This is a genomic window from Streptosporangium sp. NPDC023825 (genome assembly GCF_040639575.1).
Taxonomy (GTDB): Bacteria; Actinomycetota; Actinomycetes; order Streptosporangiales; family Streptosporangiaceae; genus Streptosporangium.
The window spans coordinates 19,685-38,259 of sequence record NZ_JBFAAE010000077.1 but is presented as its reverse complement, the minus strand read 5'-3'; the positions used below and the strand labels follow the sequence as shown (position 1 = coordinate 38,259).

Here is an 18,575-nt window from a genome sequence, read left to right as displayed (position 1 = left end):
CAAGATCCGCGTCTGCGAGGGCACCGACAAGTTCGACGACTGCGGCCGCTGGGGCGACGCCTTCTAACCCCCTCCCCACCCGCACACCGACCCGACATCGATCCGGCACCGACCCGATCGGTCTCCCACGCTCGAACCCGGCTGGCTCCCCAGGGGGCCGGCTTCGTGCTGTGCCCGGCCCCGCGTCCCGATGCCGTATCGCGACCCTGCATCCCGGCCCCGCATCCCGGCGCCGCGTCCCGATGCCGTTATCCCGGCGCCGTCCTCACCTCCGCGTCCACTGCCGTGCCACCGTGACCCATCTCCGCGTCCAAGCCGGACGGCACCCCGCAGGGAACCGTGCGTCCGCCACGAGCCCGGGCCCCTCTCACCCTGGACTCTCACCCTCGGACTCTCACCCGCGGACCGGACCTCACGCGAGAGCGGCGAAAGACCCGTGCGCTAATTTCATCACTTGTTGACTTCTATCCCCCTCCGGCTTAGCCTTGCGACAACGCATTAGTTGCATTGATGCAAGGAGTTGTCCGATGGATCCCGTGGACGGCGCGGAGCGCGACCGGCTGGCCGACGACATCGGCGACTTCCGGCGGGCACTGATCCCCGGCCTGCTGCTCCACATGCTGAACGGTTTCGAGGGCGACGAGCCCTCCATGATCCAGATCGCCACGCTCTACATCCTCGACGAACCGGTCGCCCCGACGCTCCGCGAGCTCGCCGAGCGGGTCAGCCGCTCCGTCTCGGCCACCAGTCGCCTGGTCGACCAGCTCGTACGGCGAGGGCTGGCCGACCGCCGGGAGGATCCCGGAGACCGGCGGGTGCGGCGAATCGCCCTCACCCCGGCCGGAGCGGACTTTCTCCGCACGTTCGAGCGCGTCCGGGCCGACGCCCAGCTCGAAGTCACGGCCCATCTGACCGCCGAGGAACGCGAGCTCGTGACCCGGGCCATGACGCTTCTCGGCGAAGCCTCAAGGAGACGACGCACCCATGCCCAAGCCGCTCATCCTGAGATTCGATGACATCGGGGCGGAGATGCTGCCCCTCGTCGGTGGCAAGGCCGCCAATCTCGGCGTGCTCACCACCGCCGGGTTTCCCGTTCCCTCCGGCCTGTGCGTCACCACCGAGGCCTACCGCAGGGTCACCGAGCGAGCCGGGCTGGAGGAGGTGCTCGCGACACTCGCCACGACGGCCGCCGAGGACGTCCCCGCCCTGAACGCGCTGGCCGCGAAGGCCCGCGAGCTCGTGCTCACCGCGCCGGTCCCCGACGACATCGCGAGCGCCGTACGCGACAGCGCGAACGGTCCCGTCGCGGTCCGCTCCTCCGCGACCGCCGAGGACCTGCCGCACGCCAGCTTCGCCGGGCAGCAGGACACCTATCTCAACGTGATCGGCGCCGACGCCGTACTGGACGCGGTCCGGCGGTGCTGGGCCTCGCTCTGGACCGACCGGGCCGTCGCCTACCGGGCCGCGAACGGCATCGACCACGACGCGGTGCGCCTGGCGGTGGTCGTCCAGGAGATGGTCCAGTCGGAGGTGGCCGGGGTGATGTTCACCGCCAACCCGGTCACCGGGCGGCGGCGCGAGGCGGTGATCGACGCCAGCCCCGGTCTCGGCGAGGCCGTCGTCTCCGGCGCGGTCAACCCCGACCACTTCGTGGTCGACACCGCCACCGGCCGGATCACCGAACGCCGCCTCGGCGACAAGCGGCTGGCCGTGCGGTCGCTGGCGGGCGGCGGCGTCGAGCACGTCGAGGCACCCGCGGGCCCCGCGGCCTCCCCGGAGTCCCCGAGGCCCGCGGAGAACGCCTGTGTCACCGACGCGCAGCTGGCGGCGCTGGCCGAGCTCGGCGACCGGGTCGAGCGGCACTACGGTGCGCCCCAGGACACCGAGTGGGCGATCGACTCCGGCGGCGTCCTCTGGCTGACCCAGTCGCGTCCCATCACCACGCTCTACCCGATCCCCCACCACGCGGAGCCGTCCGCGAACCCGCTGTCCGCGCCGGTCGGCACGGGCGCGGGGGAAACCGGCGCCCCAGACTCAGGGCCCGGAGGCCATGAGCCCGACGGCACACGGATCTACTTCTGCTTCAGCCTGGCCCAGGGCCTCTACCGGCCGATCACCCCCATGGGCATGTCGGCCTTCAGGCTGCTGTCGTCGTCGGTGTTCGAGATGCTGGGGATCCCGGTGGCCGACCGGGTGGCCGGCGCCCCCGTCGTCGCGGAGTCGGGCGGGCGGCTGTTCTTCGACGTCACCGGGTTGATGGGCGGCAGGGTGGGTCGCGTGGCCTTCCCGAAGGTGCTCGACGTGATGGAGGCACGGTCGGCGAAGGTGCTGCGCGGCCTGCTCGACGATCCCCGGTTCGGCGTCACCCAGCCCTCGCTCCGCCCGCCCCTGCGCCGGGCGTTCAGGATCGCGTCCCGCTTCCGCGTTCCACAGCGCGCCGTACGGGCCCTGCTCGACCCCGCGTCGGCACACCGGGACGTGAAGGTGCTGGACGCGCGTCTCCGGAGGGAGCTGGCCGCGCCCGGGGACGCCACCCCGGCCCAGCGTCTCGACCACGTCGAGCGGGTGCTGAGCCGCCAGGTCTTCCCCCTGCTGCCGACCGTCGCCCCGGCGGCGGCGGCAGGGTTCGCGATGCTCGGGCTGGCCGCCAAGGCGCTGGGCGACCGGGTCGGGCCCGGCGAGCTGCAGACGGTCCTGCGCGGGCTCCCGCACAACGTGACCACCGAGATGGACCTGGCGCTGTGGCGGCTGGCCACCCGCATTCGCGAGGACCGCGAAACGACCTCCCTGCTGCTGGGCACCCCCGCCGCCGAGCTGGCCGAGCGCTTCCGCGCCGGATCGCTTCCCGCCGTCGCGCAGAAGGGCCTGGCGGACTTCCTGTCCGTCTACGGCGTCAGGGCGGTCGCCGAGATCGACCTCGGGCTGCCGCGCTGGTCGGAGGACCCGACCCACATCGTCGGCGTCCTCGCCAACTACCTGCGGCTGGAGGACCCTGCTCTGGCTCCGGACGCCCTGTTCGCCAAGGGCGCCGCCGAGGCCGTTCTCATGATCAAAACCTTGAGCGGACGCGCCGGAGGTCTTCGCGGGCGGTTCGTCCGCTTCGCGCTCGGCAGGACCCGGGCGCTGGCGGGCCTGCGCGAGATGCCCAAGTACGCCATGGTGACCGCGCTGGCCGCGATGCGGGCCGAGTTGCTGGCCGCCGGCGTCGAGCTGGCGGCGCGCGGGCTGCTGTCCCGTGCCGACGACGTCTTCTTCCTCACCTTCCGCGAGGCCAGGGCGGCCCTCGCCGCGCCCTCCCGGGGTGCCTCCGCCTCGGCTACCACCGGCCCGGCATCCGGCACCGGTCCGGCCCCCGCCCCGGCCGGCTCTCCCTCCCCGGTGAGGAACGGCACACCCTCCTCCGGCGAGGCCGCGCACCCCGCACTGGCGGACCTCGTGGCGCGGCGGCGCGAGGAGGCCGCCCGCGAGCTGCGCCGCAGGCACGTCCCCCGCGTCCTGCTGTCGGACGGCACCGAGCCGGAGGCCGTCGCCGTACGGACGCCGGTGGACGGGGCGCTGACCGGCACCCCGGCCTCGGCGGGCAGCGTCACCGGCGTCGCCAGGGTCGTCCTCGACCCGGTCGGCGCGCACCTGGAGCCCGGGGAGATCCTGGTCTGTCCCTCCACCGACCCCGGCTGGACGCCGCTGTTCCTCACGGCGGGCGGCCTGGTGATGGAGATGGGCGGCGCCAACTCCCACGGCGCCGTGGTGGCCCGCGAGTACGGGATCCCGGCCGTGGTGGGCGTGAGCGGGGCGACCGAGCACATCGTCACCGGTCAGGAGGTCACCGTCGACGGCACCTCCGGCGCCGTCCTCGCCGCCACCACCGCCACCACCTGAGCGAAGGCGCGGCACCGCCGGAGCCGAGAACGCGGACAACGGAAAAGCGCCTCCGGGAGCGAGGAGCCGGACACCGGAAACGGGCCGGGGCCACGGGTTTCGCGCGCCTATCTTTCCTGCCACCGGATCTTCCGCCCGACGAACCACAGGGTCAGCAACGTCAGGCCGGCGAGCACCCCCATGTCGATCCAGAGTTGCCCCGTTACCGGCCCAGATCCCACCTGACGGATCGCGGACGCGGCGTAGCTCGTGGGACTGATGTGACTCATGGAGAGCAACCAGCCGGGCAGGGCGTCCGGTGGCAGGATCACCGGACCCAGGAACAGCAGCGAGATGGTGACCAGCAGGCTGGTCGAGCCGGCCTCCTCCGGCGTGCGGGTGAGTATGCCGATGAGTGCTCCGATGCCGACCATCGGCATCACACACAGCGACATCACGATGATGGCCAGGGGGGTGACGTGCAGCGGCACCCCGAGGAAGAGGGAACCGGCCACTATCGTCACGAGCAGTGACGGGATCGACAGCAGGAAGAACGCCGGCACGGTCGCGACGATGACGACGTGGCGGTAAACGGGCAGGGTCGCGAAGAAATCAAGCGTGCCCACGGCTTTCACGAACGCGAAGTTGTTGGCGACGTTGTTCTGGTTCTGGAACATCGGGGAGAGCACGACACTGCCGGTCAGCACGTACAGCAGGTTCGTCTGGCCGCTCTGTTCGGCCAGGAGTCCCAGCGCGATGACGCTCATCAGCGGGGCGCAGACACCCGTGACGATCATGCCGCGCCAGGACCGGCGGTAGTTGGAGAGCTGAATGAGCAATAGGTCGACGAGCTGAACCCGCACGGACGGACGCTTGCGATCATGAGACATAGTGAATGTACAGATCCTCGAGCGTGGCCGAATAAAGGCGGATATCGGTGATGGTGGAGAAATCCAGTTTCGCCAGGAGCTCCGGCGCGTCGTCGTGGTCGATCAGGAGCGACCAGAAGTCGTCCGAACGCTTCCACGGGGTGATCCCGGCCGGAAGCTGGGGCGGGTGGCCCGGGGGAACGACAGTTCCACGTGCATCTGGAGTGCTGTCCCGCTCCAGTTCGGCCGGTGTGCCGAGTGCGAGGAACCTGCCCTGCCCTACGATGCCCACCCGCCGGATCACTTTCTCCGCCTCCACGGCGTCGTGTGTGATCAGGACGATGGTGGTGCGGTGCTCGCTGTTCCACGTCCGAAGGACGTCCCGGACCTATTTCCTGTTGACCGGATCGAGGTCGTTCGTGGGCTCGTCCAGGATGAGGACCGGTGGACGGCCGGCCATCGCGACCGCGAGCTGCAGCAGCCGGCGCCGGCCTCCCGACAGGCGCGAACTCGACGTGTTCCTGATCGGGGTGAGGCACAGCAGTTCCAGGAGGTGGTCGCGTTCCCGCGCCGCCGCACGCCTGCGCAGTCCGCGCAGGTGAGCGGCGAAGTAGATCGCCTCACCGATGGTGAGCCGGTTGAGCGCCGAGCCGCTCTGCGGCATGTAGCCGACCAGGGTGGAGACGTAGAGCGGGTCTTCGGTGATGTCGTGGCCGAACAGCTCGATCGTTCCCGAGTCGGGCCGGAGCAAGTTGATCATTTGACGTATCAGCGTGATCTTCCCCGCCCCGTTGTCGCCGAGCAGGCCGAAGATCTCTCCCTCGAAAATCTGGAGCGTGATGTCATCCGTGGCGGGAATCGACTGCTTCAGTTATGTCTTGGACAGTTTCCTTATGTCGTAGGCAACCCTCGGCGCGATTTCCTCTTCGTCGCCTTGTATTTCCTGTGCCGTTGTTCGGATCGGCTGTCAGCCCGTTCGGGAACCCTCCGTGACGCGACTCCCCTTCGCTCCCGGCACCGGCCGGGCTCGGGACGGCGGCGTTTCGCCTGTGACGGCGCCCGCGGCACGACCGGCCGGACATCACGAATTCCATCGAGCTCGGTTTGATGTCGTCCCGCTCCTTTCTCCCGCAACGCACCGTGCACAGGCGAGATGTTCACGCATTCTGATCACACTTGCCTCTCGGTTATTATTTTTCATGGAGGCGGCACGGAACCAAGCGCATTTAATGGAAACACCAAAACCCGGCATCACACGTATTCTATTATTTCGCCGGCCGGATATTCCTGTCATTGGCGTGATGCGCACAACCCCACGTCCGACGGGTGCCGTTGCCGTGCGGCGGGCCGGGCGAGCCGGTGACGCGCCGTGACGCGGTCGCCCCGTGGACGGTGACGCGGTTGATCCGGAGGCCGTGATGCCGTCCCCCGGGACCGTGACGCCCTCGACCCGTGGACCGTGACACCGTCGATCCGTGGACCGCGATGCGGTCTGCCTGAGAGGCGTGATGCGGTCGGCCTTAACCCCCTCCGAGGCCTCCGGCCGGAGCCTCCGGGACCGGGCGCGAGGCTCGCGCGCCCCCGGAAGGCGGCGAAAGGTGCACATTTAACGGCCCAATCACAAGGTGCACACGTCGTCTACCTGCGCATATCCGAAGATGTCAACTCGTTACCTCGCAAAAAGGTGCACACCGGACACATGCATGTTACAAACCCCAATAGTTGATTGCTGAGATAAACGAAAGGCGGTGACTCGCGTGGCGCAGGAGCACAACGTCACGTACGCCACCGGCACCGCCCTGCCGACCAGCTCTCCCATGATGCGCCAGACGAACCTCTCGTTGATCCTGCGCCACCTGCGTGACCGCGCGTCCCAGTCCCGGGCCGACATCGCGGAGGTGACCGGCCTGCACCGGGCCACGGTCTCCAACCTGGTGTCTCAGCTGATCGACCGGCGGCTGGTCCAGGAGATCGACACGGAGCACGTCGGCGCGATCGGCCGTCCCCGCCGGCCCCTGGCGCTGCACGGCGCGCATGTCGGCGCGCTGGGTTTGGAGATCAACGTCGACCACATCTCGGTTCACGGGTCCGACCTCGGCGGCCGGGTCCTCGTGGAGCGCCGAACCGGCTTCGACGCGATGGCCGGCGGGCCGGATCGCGCGCTGCGCGTGCTCGGCAGGACGGCCCTGGAGGCCGTCGAGGAGATGAAGCGGGCCGAGGCCGTCCCCGCCGGTATCGGGGTGGCGGTCCCCGGCCTGGTCGACGTGGCACGCGGCGTCGTCACGTTCGCCCCCAACCTGGGCTGGCGCGACCTGCCGCTGGCGGCACGGCTGTCGGCCGCGATCGGCCCGTGGAGCGTTCCAGTGCTGGTCGACAACGACGCCAACCTCGGGGCCGTGGCCGAGCACACCTCCGGCGTCGCCGCCGGCACCCCCCATCTCGTCTACCTGACCGGCGATGTCGGCGTGGGCGGCGGCATCTTCGTCGACGGCAAGCCGCTCCGTGGCGCGGACGGCTTCTCCGGCGAGGTCGGGCACCTGCCGGTCGACCCGGGTGGCGCCCGCTGCGGCTGCGGGCGGCACGGCTGCTGGGAGACCAAGGTGGGGCTGGCGGCGCTGGTGCGGACGACCATGCCCGACCATGCCTACCAGCCGGCCGGCCTGCCGGCGTCCAACCCCGAGGAGTACGCGACGGAGATCGCCAGAGGATTGGCCGCGGGTGACCGCCGGATGACGGACGCGGTCGCGCAGATAGGGCGGTGGCTCGGGCTCGGCGGCTCGATCCTGGCCAACCTGTTCAACCCGCGAGTGATCGTCGTCGGTGGTTACTTCGCCACCCTCGCCGAATGGCTGCTACCCCACGCCCAGTCTGAGCTGGAACGGCTGGTCGTGGCCGGCTCCGCCAGCCGGTGCCGGTTCGTCGCCTCCGACCTCGGCTTCGGCGCCGCCTCACGGGGCGCCGCGGACATGGTGGTCAACCGGCTCATCGACCACCCGACCCTCCTCACGGATCCGTTGCCCCGGATGTCGACCGGCTGACGGGTCCCCCACAAGCCTGGAGGCGGCACCCTCCAGTCACCGCAGTACCCGACCTCATGCAACAAGTGGCATCAGTGCGGCGGCGCGCGCTTTGCCTGACGACCCCCCAGTCAGGAAAGGGATCATCATGTCACCACGTTCTCGAACGTGGGCCAGGCTCTCCAAGAGCCTGCCGATAACCGAAAACCGCTCCCTACGTCGGACGGCGGCGGCGATGGCCCTGGCCATCGTCGTGCCCCTGATACCCGTCTTCACATTCCTGACGTCACCGGCGAACGCCGCCGGCGGGTCGGCCTCCACGGCCCTGGCGTCGTCGGCGAACGCCGCCGACCCCGCCTTCAAGGTCCTGGTCTTCTCCAAGACCAGCGGCTTCCGGCACGACTCGATTCCCGAGGGAATCGCCGCCGTCCAGAAGCTCGGCCAGGAGAACAACTTCGCGGTCGACACGACCGAGGACAGCGCCCAGTTCACCGACGCCAACCTGGCGCAGTACCAGGCCGTCATCTTCATGTCCACGACCGGTGACCCCGTCACCACGCCGGACCAGAAGGCCGCCTTCGAGCGCTACATCCAGAACGGCGGCGGCTTCGCCGGCATCCACGCGGCCTCCGACAGCGGCTACAACTGGGAGTGGTACGGCAAGCTCGTCGGCGCGTACTTCAAGTCGCACCCGGCGACCCAGCAGGCGACGGTCCTCACCGAGGACCTCGCCCACCCGTCGACCTCGCACCTGCCGACCTCGTGGACCCGCGTCGACGAGTGGTACGACTTCCAGGCCAACCCGCGCAACAACGTGCACGTGTTGCAGTCGATGAACCAGAAGTCCTACACCGGCTCCACGCAGGGCATCGACCACCCGATCTCCTGGTGTCAGGACTACGACGGCGGACGCTCCTGGTACACCGGCCTCGGCCACACCAAGGAGAGCTTCGCCGAGCCGAACTTCCTGAAGATGCTCCTCGGCGGGATCAAGACCGCCGCGGGCGCCGAGAAGGCCGACTGCTCGGCCTCGCAGAGCGGCAGCTTCGAGAAGGTCACCCTCGACGACAACACGGCGAACCCGATGATGACCGACATCGCCAAGGACGGGCGGGTCTTCTACATCGACCGCCTGGGTGACGTCAAGATCATCAAGACCACCGGTTCGACCGTGACCGCCGGTCGCCTGAACGTGTTCACCGCCAACGAGAGCGGCCTGCTCGGACTGGCGCTGGACACGGACTTCGCCACCAACAACTGGCTGTACCTCTTCTACTCGCCGGCGGGCCAGAACGTCGACCGGCTGAGCCGGTTCACGGTCAACGGCGACACGCTCGACCTCTCGAGCGAGAAGGTCGTCCTCAACGTGCCGGTGCAGCGGGCCGAGTGCTGCCACCACGGTGGCGGCATGCTCATGGACCACAAGACCGGCGACCTGTGGCTGGCCACCGGTGACAACACCAACCCGTTCGCCTCGGACGGCTACACGCCGATCGACGAGCAGGCCGGCCGGTCCTCGTGGGACGCGCAGCGTACCTCGGGCAACACCAACGACCTGAGCGGCAAGCTGCTGCGCATCACCCCGCAGGACGACGGCACCTACACCGTGCCGAGCGGAAACCTGTTCCCCCCGGGTACGGACAAGACCAAGCCCGAGATCTACGCCATGGGCTTCCGCAACCCGTTCCGCATGGGCCTGGACCCGAAGACCGGCTTCCCGATGGTGGCCGACTACGGACCCGACGCGGGCTCCGCGAGCGCCACCCGCGGTCCGCGGGGCACCGTCGAGTGGAACCTGGTCAGCAAGCCGGGCAACTACGGCTGGCCGTTCTGCGTGGGCGACAACACGCCGTACATCGACTACAACTTCGCCACCAAGGCGTCGGGCTCGGCGTTCAACTGCGCCGCGCCGGTGAACGACTCGCCCAACAACACCGGCCTGACCACGCTGCCCCCGGCGATCGCGGCGTCGATCCCGTACACCAGCGCCACCAACCCGAACTCCTTCCCCGAGCTCAACGGCGGCGCGCCGATGGCGGGCCCGGTCTACCGCTACGACGCCGACCTGCAGTCGACCGTCAAGTGGCCGGCCTACTGGGACGGCAAGGCGATCTTCGGTGAGTGGAACACGAACAAGATGTTCTCGTTCCAGCTCAACGAGGCCGGCAACGCCCAGATCAAGATCAACCAGATCCTGAGCTCCATGAGCTTCAAGCGCCCCATGGACATCAAGTTCGGTCCCGACGGCGCGCTGTACCTGATCGAGTGGGGCTCCGGCTTCGGCGGCGACAACGCCGACTCCGGCATCTACCGCATCGAGTACGTCAAGGGCGTCCGCCCGCCGGTCGCCCGCGTCTCCGCGGACAAGACCGACGGCCCGGCCCCGCTGACCGTGCAGTTCTCCAGCCAGGGATCGAGCGACCCGGACGGCAAGCCGATCACCTACGCGTGGGACTTCGACGGCGACGGCACCACCGACTCGACCGACGCCAACCCCTCGCACACCTACACCCAGGCCGGGCAGTACAGCGCGGTCCTGACCGTCACCAACCCCGACGGCCTCACCGGCACGGCGAACCTGCCGATCACGGCGGGCAACACCCGCCCGAAGGTGACCTTCGAGCTGCCGCCGAACGGCGCGTTCTTCGAGTTCGGCGACCAGGTGAACTACAAGATCGTGGTCACCGACGCCGAGGACGGCACGATCGACTGTGACGACGTCAAGATCCAGGCGTACCTGGGCCACGACAGCCACGGTCACCCGCTCGACCAGCACGATGGCTGCGAGGGCACCATCCAGACGCTGTCCGACAGCGGCCACGGCATCGACGACAACCTGTTCTACATCCTCGAGGCGACCTACGCCGACAAGGGTGGCGCGGGCGGCGCCCAGTCGCTGACCGGGCGGGCCGAGGCCATCCTCCAGCCCAAGCGCAAGCAGGCCGAGCACTTCTCGTCGACCGGCCGGGTCGCGAACGGCACCGGCACCGACACCCCCGGTGTCCAGACCGAGACGACCACCGACCCTCAGGGCGGCGCCCAGAACATCGGCTTCACCAACGACGGCGACTACTGGTCCTACACCCCGATCAACCTGAGCGGCATCTCCAAGGTGCGGTTCCGGGTCTCCTCGGGCGGCGCCGGCGGCACCGTGCAGATCAAGGCGGGCAACGCCGACACCGGAACCCTGGTGGGCTCGGTCGACATCGCGCCGACCGGCGGCTGGCAGACGTTCCAGGACGTCACGGTCGACCTGACCGACGTCCCGGCGACGACCGGCCCGCTGTTCTTCATCGTGCGCAAGCCGGCGAGCGCGGCCAACGACGCCTACCTGCTCAACTTCAACTGGGTCGACTTCATCGGCCAGGGCGCCACCGACAACCAGCGCCCGACGGTGACCGTGTCGGCGACCCCGGTCACGGGCATCGCCCCGCTGAAGGTCGACTTCACCTCGACCGCCACCGACCCCGACGACAACACCCCGCTCACGTACAAGTGGAACTTCGGCGTGAACGGCTCGCCGGAGCCGGCCACCCCCGACGCGAGCCACACCTACAACGCGCCCGGCACGTACACCGCCACGTTGACCGTGACCGACACCAAGGGCGCGGCGACGAGCAAGACGGTCTCCATCAAGGTGGACCCGCCGAGCACCACGTGCCTGACCGGTCGTTCCGACGACTTCCTGGGCGCCGAGCTCGACCGGGACCGCTGGTCGGTCGTCCGTGAGGACCAGAACCTCAAGGTCGCGGACGGCAAGCTCGTCCTGCCGACGTCACTCACCGAGATCTACGGCACCGGTACCGGCACCACGACCAACATCGTGCTCCAGCCCGTGCCGCAGGGGGCCTGGACGGCCACCACCAAGGTCACGCTGAACGCCCGCGACTCGTACCAGCAGGCGGGTCTGATCGTCTACGGCGACGACAACAACTACGCCAAGATGGTGCTCCAGGCTCGGGGGACCAACGACCACGCCGCCCGCGTCTTCCAGTTCATCCGGGAGGAGAACGGCACCCCCAACGAGGTGACGCAGAGCAACACGGCCAACCTCGGGGACGCCTACCCCGACACGGTGTACGTGCGGTTCATGAGCGACGGCACCAACCTCACCGCCCACTACTCGCCGGACGGGACCACGTTCACGGCGATGCCGCAGACCAAGGCGCTCGCCGGGATCACCAACCCGAGGATCGGCCTGCTCTCCCTGGCGAGCACGGGCACCCGCCCGGTGGTCGACGCGTCCTTCGACTGGTTCCACATCAGCCCCGACGACACCGCGAGCAAGCCCGAGCCGAGCGACGAGTTCGACGGCTCGTCGATCGACACCTGCCGCTGGGACGCGATCGTCCGTGGTGACAGCTCGACCGCCAGGGTCACCGGCGGCAACCTGGAGATCGACACCCAGACGGGCGACATCTTCGGGACCGGCAACTCCGACCCGAAGAACTTCATTCTGCAGACGGCGCCGAGCGGCGACTGGACGCTGGAGACGAAGATCGACGGGTCGGCGCTCAGCGAGCAGTACCAGCAGGGCGGCCTGATCGTCTACGCCGGTGACGACGACTACGTGAAGCTCGACTTCGTCATGGACAACACCGCGGGTTCCGCGCTGTCGCGGCGGATCGAGCTGCGCAGCGAGGTCGCCGGAACCGTCCTGAACCCGCAGCCGCAGATCGGCTCGCTCACCCAGGGCGTCTGGCACCTGCGCCTGAAGAAGGAGGGGACCGGCTTCAAGGGTTCCTACTCCGCCGACGGCACGACGTGGACCGAGTTCTCCGAGGCGGTGACCAACACCGCCGTCGGCAACGGCAAGATCGGTGTCTACGCCATCGGTACCTCGCAGCAGGCGTCCAAGACGGTCAAGTTCGACTACTTCCGCCTCAACGACGGCGGCGGTACGGACGACTCGACCGCTCCGGTCACCACGGCCACCCCCGACCCGACCCAGCCGGCGAGCGGATGGTTCAACAGCCTGGTCCTGGTCGCGCTGGCCGGTGCCGACGAGGCGCAGGGCAGCGGCGTCGACAAGACCGAGTTCCAGCTCGACGGCGGCGCCTGGACCACGTACCTGGAGCCGGTGGTCATCACCGGTGACGGTGACCACACCCTGGCGTACCGTTCCGTCGACAAGGCGGGCAACGTCGAGGAGGCCAGGACGCTCGCCGTCAAGGTCGACGCGACCGCGCCCACCACGACCGCGGACTTCCTCCCGGTCGGCCAGGACACCGTGCCGGTGACCCTCGCCGCGGCGGACGCGACGTCCGGCGTGGAGAAGATCGAGTACGCCCTCGACAGCGGCGACTGGACGCCCTACACCACGACGGTCAACGTCACCGGTGTCGGCGACCACGAGCTGCGCTACCGCGCCACCGACAAGGCCGGCAACGTCGAGGAGACCAAGGCCGCGACCATCAAGATCGAAGATGGCGCCACCGAGCCCACCATCCTCATCTCCGGTGTCGCGGACGGGACCGAGTACGGCGACAGCAAGGACCTGACCATCGCCTGGGAGGCCTCCGGAACCGGCATCAAGACCGTGACAGGCAAGCTGGACGGCCGGCCGTTCACGTCCGGGACCGTCCAGCCGCTCCACACGCTGGCCCTGGGCGAGCACACGCTCGTCGTCACCGTCGAGACCGAGTCCGGCGGCCGCCACGAGCAGTCGGTCACGTTCAAGACGGTCACCTCGACCGCCGACATCTCCGCCCTGATCAAGCGCTTCGAGGTGGACGGGAAGCTGTCCGCCAAGAGCGCCAAGAAGCTCCAGGACAAGATCGCCAAGGTCATGAAGGCCGAGGGCAAGGATCATGGACCAGGCGCGGGTCACGGACCGGACAAGGGTCACGGACCGGACAAGAAGAAGATCATCAAGGAGCTCGAGCACTTCATCAAGGAGGTCAAGGACCGGAAGATCGTCTCCGACCCGACGGTGAAGGCCACGCTCCTGCGTGACGCCAACGCCCTGATCGTCGCGTACGGCGGCAGGCCCGTGTAAGCGGGGCCACACCCCCACCCCGGAGGGGGTGCCGGGCTCCCTCCATGAGCCCGGCACCCCCGATGGATCCGTAGTCGGGGTGCCCCGCGACGCGGGACACCCCGTTTCACGCTCCGGCGGCGGGCCCCACCGGACCCGCCGCCGAACCCGGAAGGGAATCACGACCCGTGAACAAGGCCCTGAGATACGCCGCGGCCGTCCTGCTGGCCGGGCTCGGGCTGCTGCTCGGTGCCCCGGCCGCTTCCGCCGCGCCCGGCTCCCCCCTCGCGCTGGAGGTCGTCGGGGACGGCGGCCGCAACGTCAACGTGCTCATCACCTGGAAGAAGGACGGCCGCCCGGTCACCGACATCGTCGCGGCGACCCTGCTCGCGACGGCACCCGACGGCCGTACCTTCGGCCCGATCCCGCTGAAGTCGGCGCCCGAGGGCCAGAACCTCTACAACGCGGCCGAGCCGCTCCCCGTGGGCGAGTGGAAGGTCGCCGTGACCGTCACCAAGCCCGCCGAGGTCCGCAAGTCGGCGACCGTGAAGGCGCAGGACATCGTGCTCCCCGCGGCGACCGCACCGGCGTCCACCACGGCACTGGCCGAACGCGCCCAGGAAGGCTCGTCGGACGACCTGCCCCTCCAGATCGGCGTCATCGCCGCCGCCGTGCTGGCCGCCATCGGCATCATGTTCGTCCTCGTCCGCCGCCGGAACGTGTCCGGCTGACCCGCGGCCATCGCCCGGTCCTCCAAGTGATCACCACCTCGTCCCGCTCGGCGGCCGGTGCACGTTCGTCCGCGGGATGACATGTCCGTGGTCCCCCGGCGCCGCCGGAACATCTTTCTGCCAGGAGAAGTTCACCTCGCATCCCGTTTCCCTCCCCGGTGCGGGGTAAGTGGCCGGGCATGCGCTATCACGTTCTGGCCTGCGACTACGACGGAACGCTGGCCGCCGAGGGCCACGTCGACGACGACACCCTGGACGCGCTCGAACGCCTCGCCCGATCGGGGCGGCGGCTGGTCATGGTCACCGGCAGGGAGGTCGACTCGCTCACCCGGGACTTCGAGCGACTGGACCTGTTCGACCTGGTCGTCGCCGAGAACGGGGCCGTGCTCCACCGTCCCGGCGAACAGGAGAGCTCGGCCCTCGCGGAGGCGCCGCCCGAGGCCTTCGTCGAGCGGCTGCGCGAGCTGGGCGTGGAGCCGCTCAGCGTCGGTTCGGCGATCGTGTCCACCTCGGAGCCCCACGCCGAGACCGTTCTCGGCGCCATCCGCGAGCTCGGCCTGGAGATGCAGGTCATCTTCAACAAGGGCGCGGTGATGGTCCTGCCCTCCGGTGTCAACAAGGCCACCGGCCTGGCCGCGGCCCTGGCCGAGCTGGAGATGTCGGCCCACAGCGTGGTCGGCGTGGGCGACGCCGAGAACGACCACGCGTTCCTGGCCGCCTGCGAGTGCGCGGTGGCGGTGGCCAACGCGCTCCCCGCCGTCAAGGAGCGGTGCGACCTGGTGACCGAGCGGGAGCGCGGCGCCGGGGTCGTCGAGCTGATCGACCGGATCGTGGAGAACGACCTGGCCGACGTGGACGTGGCGCGCCACCACCTGCTGCTGGGCACCGACGACGGCGGAGAGGTACGGTTCCCGCCGCACGGCGTGCGCATGCTGGTCGCCGGGCCCTCGCACAGCGGCAAGTCCACCGTCACCGCCGCGCTGCTGGAGCGGATCACCGGGGCGGGCTACCAGTTCTGCCTGATCGACCCCGAGGGCGACTACACCGACGGGGTCGAGGGCGCGTCCGTGCTCGGCGACGTCCGGCGCGCGCCCACCCAGGAGGAGATCCTCCAGGTGCTGCAGGACCCCGAACAGAGTGTCGTGGTCAACCTGCTGGGCGTACCCCTCGACGACCGGCCCGGTTTCTTCCAGGACTTCCTGCCCCGCCTGTCGGCGCTGCCGGCCGGCTCCGGGCACCCGCACTGGCTGGTGGTCGACGAGGCCCACCACATGATGCCCGACGGTTTCAAACTGCAGTCGGTGGAGATGCTGCGCGAGATAGGCGGGATCCTGCTGGTCACCGTGCATCCCGAGGCGGTCAGCGAGGCGGTCGTGCAGACCCTCAACACGGTCGTCGCGGTCGGGGACGAGCCCGGGGGCGTCCTGGGCGCGTTCGCCGCCGCCACCGGCCACGACGCTCCCGGCCGGGACCTTCCCGACCTGCCGACCGGGGAACTGCTGTTCTGGCGGCTCGGCACCGAGCCGGTCAGGGTGCGGCTGGCCCCGCCGGAGGAGGAACGCCAGAGGCACCGCCGCAAGTACGCGGCCGGCGAGCTCGGGGAGGACGCCAGCTTCTACTTCCGCGGTCCCGAGAACGTGCTGAACCTGCGGGCCGGCAACCTGACCGCGTTCTGCCGCATCGCCGACGGCGTCGACGAGGAGACGTGGGCCTACCACCTGCGCCGGGGCGACTACTCGCGCTGGCTGGCGGACAGCGTCAAGGACGAGGAGCTGTCGGCCGAGGTGGCCGAGGTCGAGCAGGATCCCGGCGACTCCGCCGACGACGCCAGGAAACGGGTACGCGAACTCATCGAGGCCCGCTACACCGCCCCCGCCGAACCGAGCGGGATCACCTGATCCCCCGGCCGGTCCGGGTGCGGTCGCCGCCCGCGGACAGGGCCGGCCCGCCCGGTACGGCTTCTCTGACGTCGCCGGCGCCCGAGGTCGTACGCGGGCTCCGGCTGCTCGTCCGCCCCTGCCGTCGTGTGCTTCCGGATCGCTGCCTGCTCCGGAGAGGGGCCTCGACCCGGGAGTCCGGGAAAGAGCATGATGGCCTGATGTCGTACGCTGACGCCTTCGCCCGCAGCATCGCCGATCCCGAGGACTTCTGGGCCGAGGCCGCCGAGGCGGTCACCTGGAGCAGGCCGCCGCGCGAGGTGCTGGACGCGGGGGCGCCGCCCTTCTACCGGTGGTTTCCCGACGGGGAGCTGAACACCTGCCACAACGCGCTGGACCGGCACGTCGAGGCCGGTCACGGCGACCGGCTCGCGCTGGTCCACGACAGCCCGGTGACGGGCACCGGCAGGCGTTACACCTACGCCGAGCTGCGCGAGGAGGTCGCCAGGTTCGCCGGGGTACTGCGCTCGCTCGGGGTGGAGCAGGGCGACCGGGTGGTGGTCTACATGCCGATGGTGCCCGAGGCGGTGATCGCCATGCTGGCGTGCGCGCGGCTGGGGGCGGTGCACTCGGTGGTGTTCGGCGGGTTCGCGCCCAGGGAGCTGGCGGCCAGGATCGACGACGCGCGCCCCAAGGTGGTCGTGTCGGCCTCCTGCGGGATCGAGCCCTCGCGCGTGGTGCCGTACAAGCCGATGCTCGACGCCGCGCTGGGGCTGGCCGCGCACGCGCCCGCGCACTGCGTGATCATGCAGCGCGAGCAGGCCCCCGCCGAGCTGGTGGAGGGGCGGGACGTCGACTGGGCGAGCGCGAAGGCCGAACCGGCCGAATGCGTGCCGGTACGGGCGACCGACCCGCTCTACATCCTCTACACCAGCGGCACGACCGGCCTGCCGAAGGGCGTCGTGCGCGACAACGGCGGGCACGCGGTGGCGCTGCTGTGGAGCATGGCCAACGTCTACGACATCGCGCCGGGCGAGGTGTTCTGGGCGGCCTCCGACGTCGGCTGGGTCGTCGGGCACTCCTACATCGTGTACGGGCCGCTGCTGCGCGGCGCCACGACCGTGCTGTACGAGGGCAAGCCGGTCGGCACCCCCGACGCGGGCGCGTTCTGGCGGGTGATCGCCGAGCACCGGGTGAACGCGCTGTTCACCGCGCCGACCGCGTTCCGCGCCATCAGGAAGGCCGACCCGGAGGCGGCCCTGCTCGGCGCGTACGACATCTCGTCGCTGCGGACGCTGTTCCTCGCCGGTGAGCGCCTGGACCCCGACACCTACCACTGGGCGGCCGGCAAGCTGGGCGTGCCGGTCGTCGACCACTGGTGGCAGACCGAGACCGGCTGGCCCGTCGCCGCCAACCTGCGCGGGCTGGAGCCCATGCCGGTCAAGCCCGGCTCCCCCACCGTGCCCGTCCCCGGGTACGACGTGCGCGTGCTGACGCCCTCCGGCGACGAGTGCGCCCCGGGAGAGGAGGGGGCGATCTGCATCCGGCTCCCGCTCCCGCCGGGCACCCTCCCCACCCTCTGGCAGGACGACGAGCGCTACGTGCGGTCCTACCTGTCGGCCTTCCCCGGCCACTACCTGACCGGCGACGGCGGCCACCTCGACGAGGACGGCTACCTGTTCGTGATGGGCCGCACCGACGACGTGATCAACGTGGCCGGGCACCGGCTGTCGACCGGGTCCATGGAGGCGGTGCTCGCCGCGCATCCGGCGGTGGCCGAGTGCGCGGTCATCGGGGTCGCCGACGAGCTGAAGGGGCAGGTGCCGCGCGGTTTCGTGGTGCTGAAGAGCGGGACGGAGATCGACCCTGAGACCCTGCGGGCCGAGCTGGTCCTGGCCGTCCGCGAGCAGGTGGGCGCCGTGGCGGCCTTCCGGCAGGTGGACGTGGTCCCGGCCCTGCCGAAGACCCGGTCGGGGAAGATCCTGCGCAAGACCATGCGCGGCATCGCGGAGGGCTCCGACGAGCCCGCCCCCTCGACCATCGAGGACGCGACGGTGCTGGACGTGCTGCGCCCCATCATCGGACGCCGCACCGCCGCGGACGGCTAGGAAACGGCCGAAAACCTCGCCGGCCGGAATCTCCCGAGGTCACCCCGGGCGTTCTTGAGAATTCACGCGACGGCCGCGCCGATCGGACGGCCCACGCTCGGCATCATCACGGTTACGATCAGTTCCCGTTCGCGGCTT

Annotated in this window: 10 protein-coding genes; 7 read left to right on the top strand and 3 right to left on the bottom strand. The window is 70.1% G+C overall.

The annotated features are described in order from the left end of the window. Positions 1-527: 527 nt before the first annotated feature. Both AB0G15_RS38805 and AB0G15_RS38800 read left to right on the top strand, forming a co-directional pair. On the top strand, positions 528-1,016 hold the full coding sequence (locus AB0G15_RS38805) for a MarR family transcriptional regulator (RefSeq protein WP_362850210.1): 489 nt from the start codon (positions 528-530) through the stop codon (positions 1,014-1,016). Then, positions 985-3,879 (top strand): PEP/pyruvate-binding domain-containing protein, encoded by a 2,895-nt coding sequence (locus tag AB0G15_RS38800; RefSeq protein ID WP_362850209.1) that lies wholly within the window; start codon positions 985-987, stop codon positions 3,877-3,879. The genes AB0G15_RS38805 and AB0G15_RS38800 overlap by 32 nt, the downstream gene beginning before the upstream one ends. Before the next feature lie 107 nt (positions 3,880-3,986). On the opposite strand, the gene AB0G15_RS38795 is transcribed toward AB0G15_RS38800, so the two are convergent. The 3 genes from AB0G15_RS38795 to AB0G15_RS38785 form a co-directional block, all read right to left on the bottom strand. Next, positions 3,987-4,721, bottom strand: a complete 735-nt coding sequence (locus AB0G15_RS38795) for an ABC transporter permease (protein ID WP_362850207.1) — start codon at positions 4,719-4,721, stop codon at positions 3,987-3,989. 16 nt (positions 4,722-4,737) lie between these two features. Further along, a complete protein-coding gene (locus AB0G15_RS38790; RefSeq protein ID WP_362850206.1) occupies positions 4,738-5,046 on the bottom strand; it encodes a hypothetical protein in 309 nt (102 codons plus the stop codon). Between the two features lie 69 nt (positions 5,047-5,115). Further along, entirely contained in the window at positions 5,116-5,568 is a 453-nt protein-coding gene (locus tag AB0G15_RS38785) for an ABC transporter ATP-binding protein (RefSeq protein WP_362850213.1), read from the bottom strand. Between the two features lie 907 nt (positions 5,569-6,475). Between AB0G15_RS38785 and AB0G15_RS38780 the strand changes: the two genes are divergently transcribed. From AB0G15_RS38780 to AB0G15_RS38760, 5 genes are all read left to right on the top strand, one after another. Next, positions 6,476-7,765 (top strand): ROK family transcriptional regulator, encoded by a 1,290-nt coding sequence (locus AB0G15_RS38780; RefSeq protein ID WP_362850205.1) that lies wholly within the window; start codon positions 6,476-6,478, stop codon positions 7,763-7,765. Positions 7,766-7,979: 214 nt separating this feature from the next. Continuing rightward, on the top strand, positions 7,980-13,742 hold the full coding sequence (locus AB0G15_RS38775) for a ThuA domain-containing protein (protein WP_362850203.1): 5,763 nt from the start codon (positions 7,980-7,982) through the stop codon (positions 13,740-13,742). A 167-nt stretch (positions 13,743-13,909) separates the two neighbouring features. Continuing rightward, complete coding sequence (locus AB0G15_RS38770; RefSeq protein ID WP_362850201.1) at positions 13,910-14,452, top strand: hypothetical protein; 543 nt, start codon at positions 13,910-13,912, stop codon at positions 14,450-14,452. A gap of 179 nt (positions 14,453-14,631) precedes the next feature. Further along, positions 14,632-16,350 carry an HAD-IIB family hydrolase gene (locus tag AB0G15_RS38765; RefSeq protein WP_362850200.1) on the top strand — a complete coding sequence of 573 codons (1,719 nt, stop codon included), beginning with the start codon at positions 14,632-14,634 and terminating at the stop codon, positions 16,348-16,350. Positions 16,351-16,550: 200 nt separating this feature from the next. Then, complete coding sequence (locus AB0G15_RS38760; RefSeq protein WP_362850199.1) at positions 16,551-18,437, top strand: propionyl-CoA synthetase; 1,887 nt, start codon at positions 16,551-16,553, stop codon at positions 18,435-18,437. Positions 18,438-18,575 lie beyond the last annotated feature (138 nt).

What these genes read in the sequence shown, in the direction of transcription:
- AB0G15_RS38805 (WP_362850210.1), top strand. Translation starts at nt 528, where the DNA reads ATGGATCCCGTGGACGGCGCGGAGCGCGACCGGCTGGCCGACGACATC.
- AB0G15_RS38800 (WP_362850209.1), top strand. Translation starts at nt 985, where the DNA reads ATGCCCAAGCCGCTCATCCTGAGATTCGATGACATCGGGGCGGAGATG.
- AB0G15_RS38775 (WP_362850203.1), top strand. Translation starts at nt 7,980, where the DNA reads ATGGCCCTGGCCATCGTCGTGCCCCTGATACCCGTCTTCACATTCCTG.
- AB0G15_RS38765 (WP_362850200.1), top strand. Translation starts at nt 14,632, where the DNA reads ATGCGCTATCACGTTCTGGCCTGCGACTACGACGGAACGCTGGCCGCC.
- AB0G15_RS38760 (WP_362850199.1), top strand. Translation starts at nt 16,551, where the DNA reads ATGTCGTACGCTGACGCCTTCGCCCGCAGCATCGCCGATCCCGAGGAC.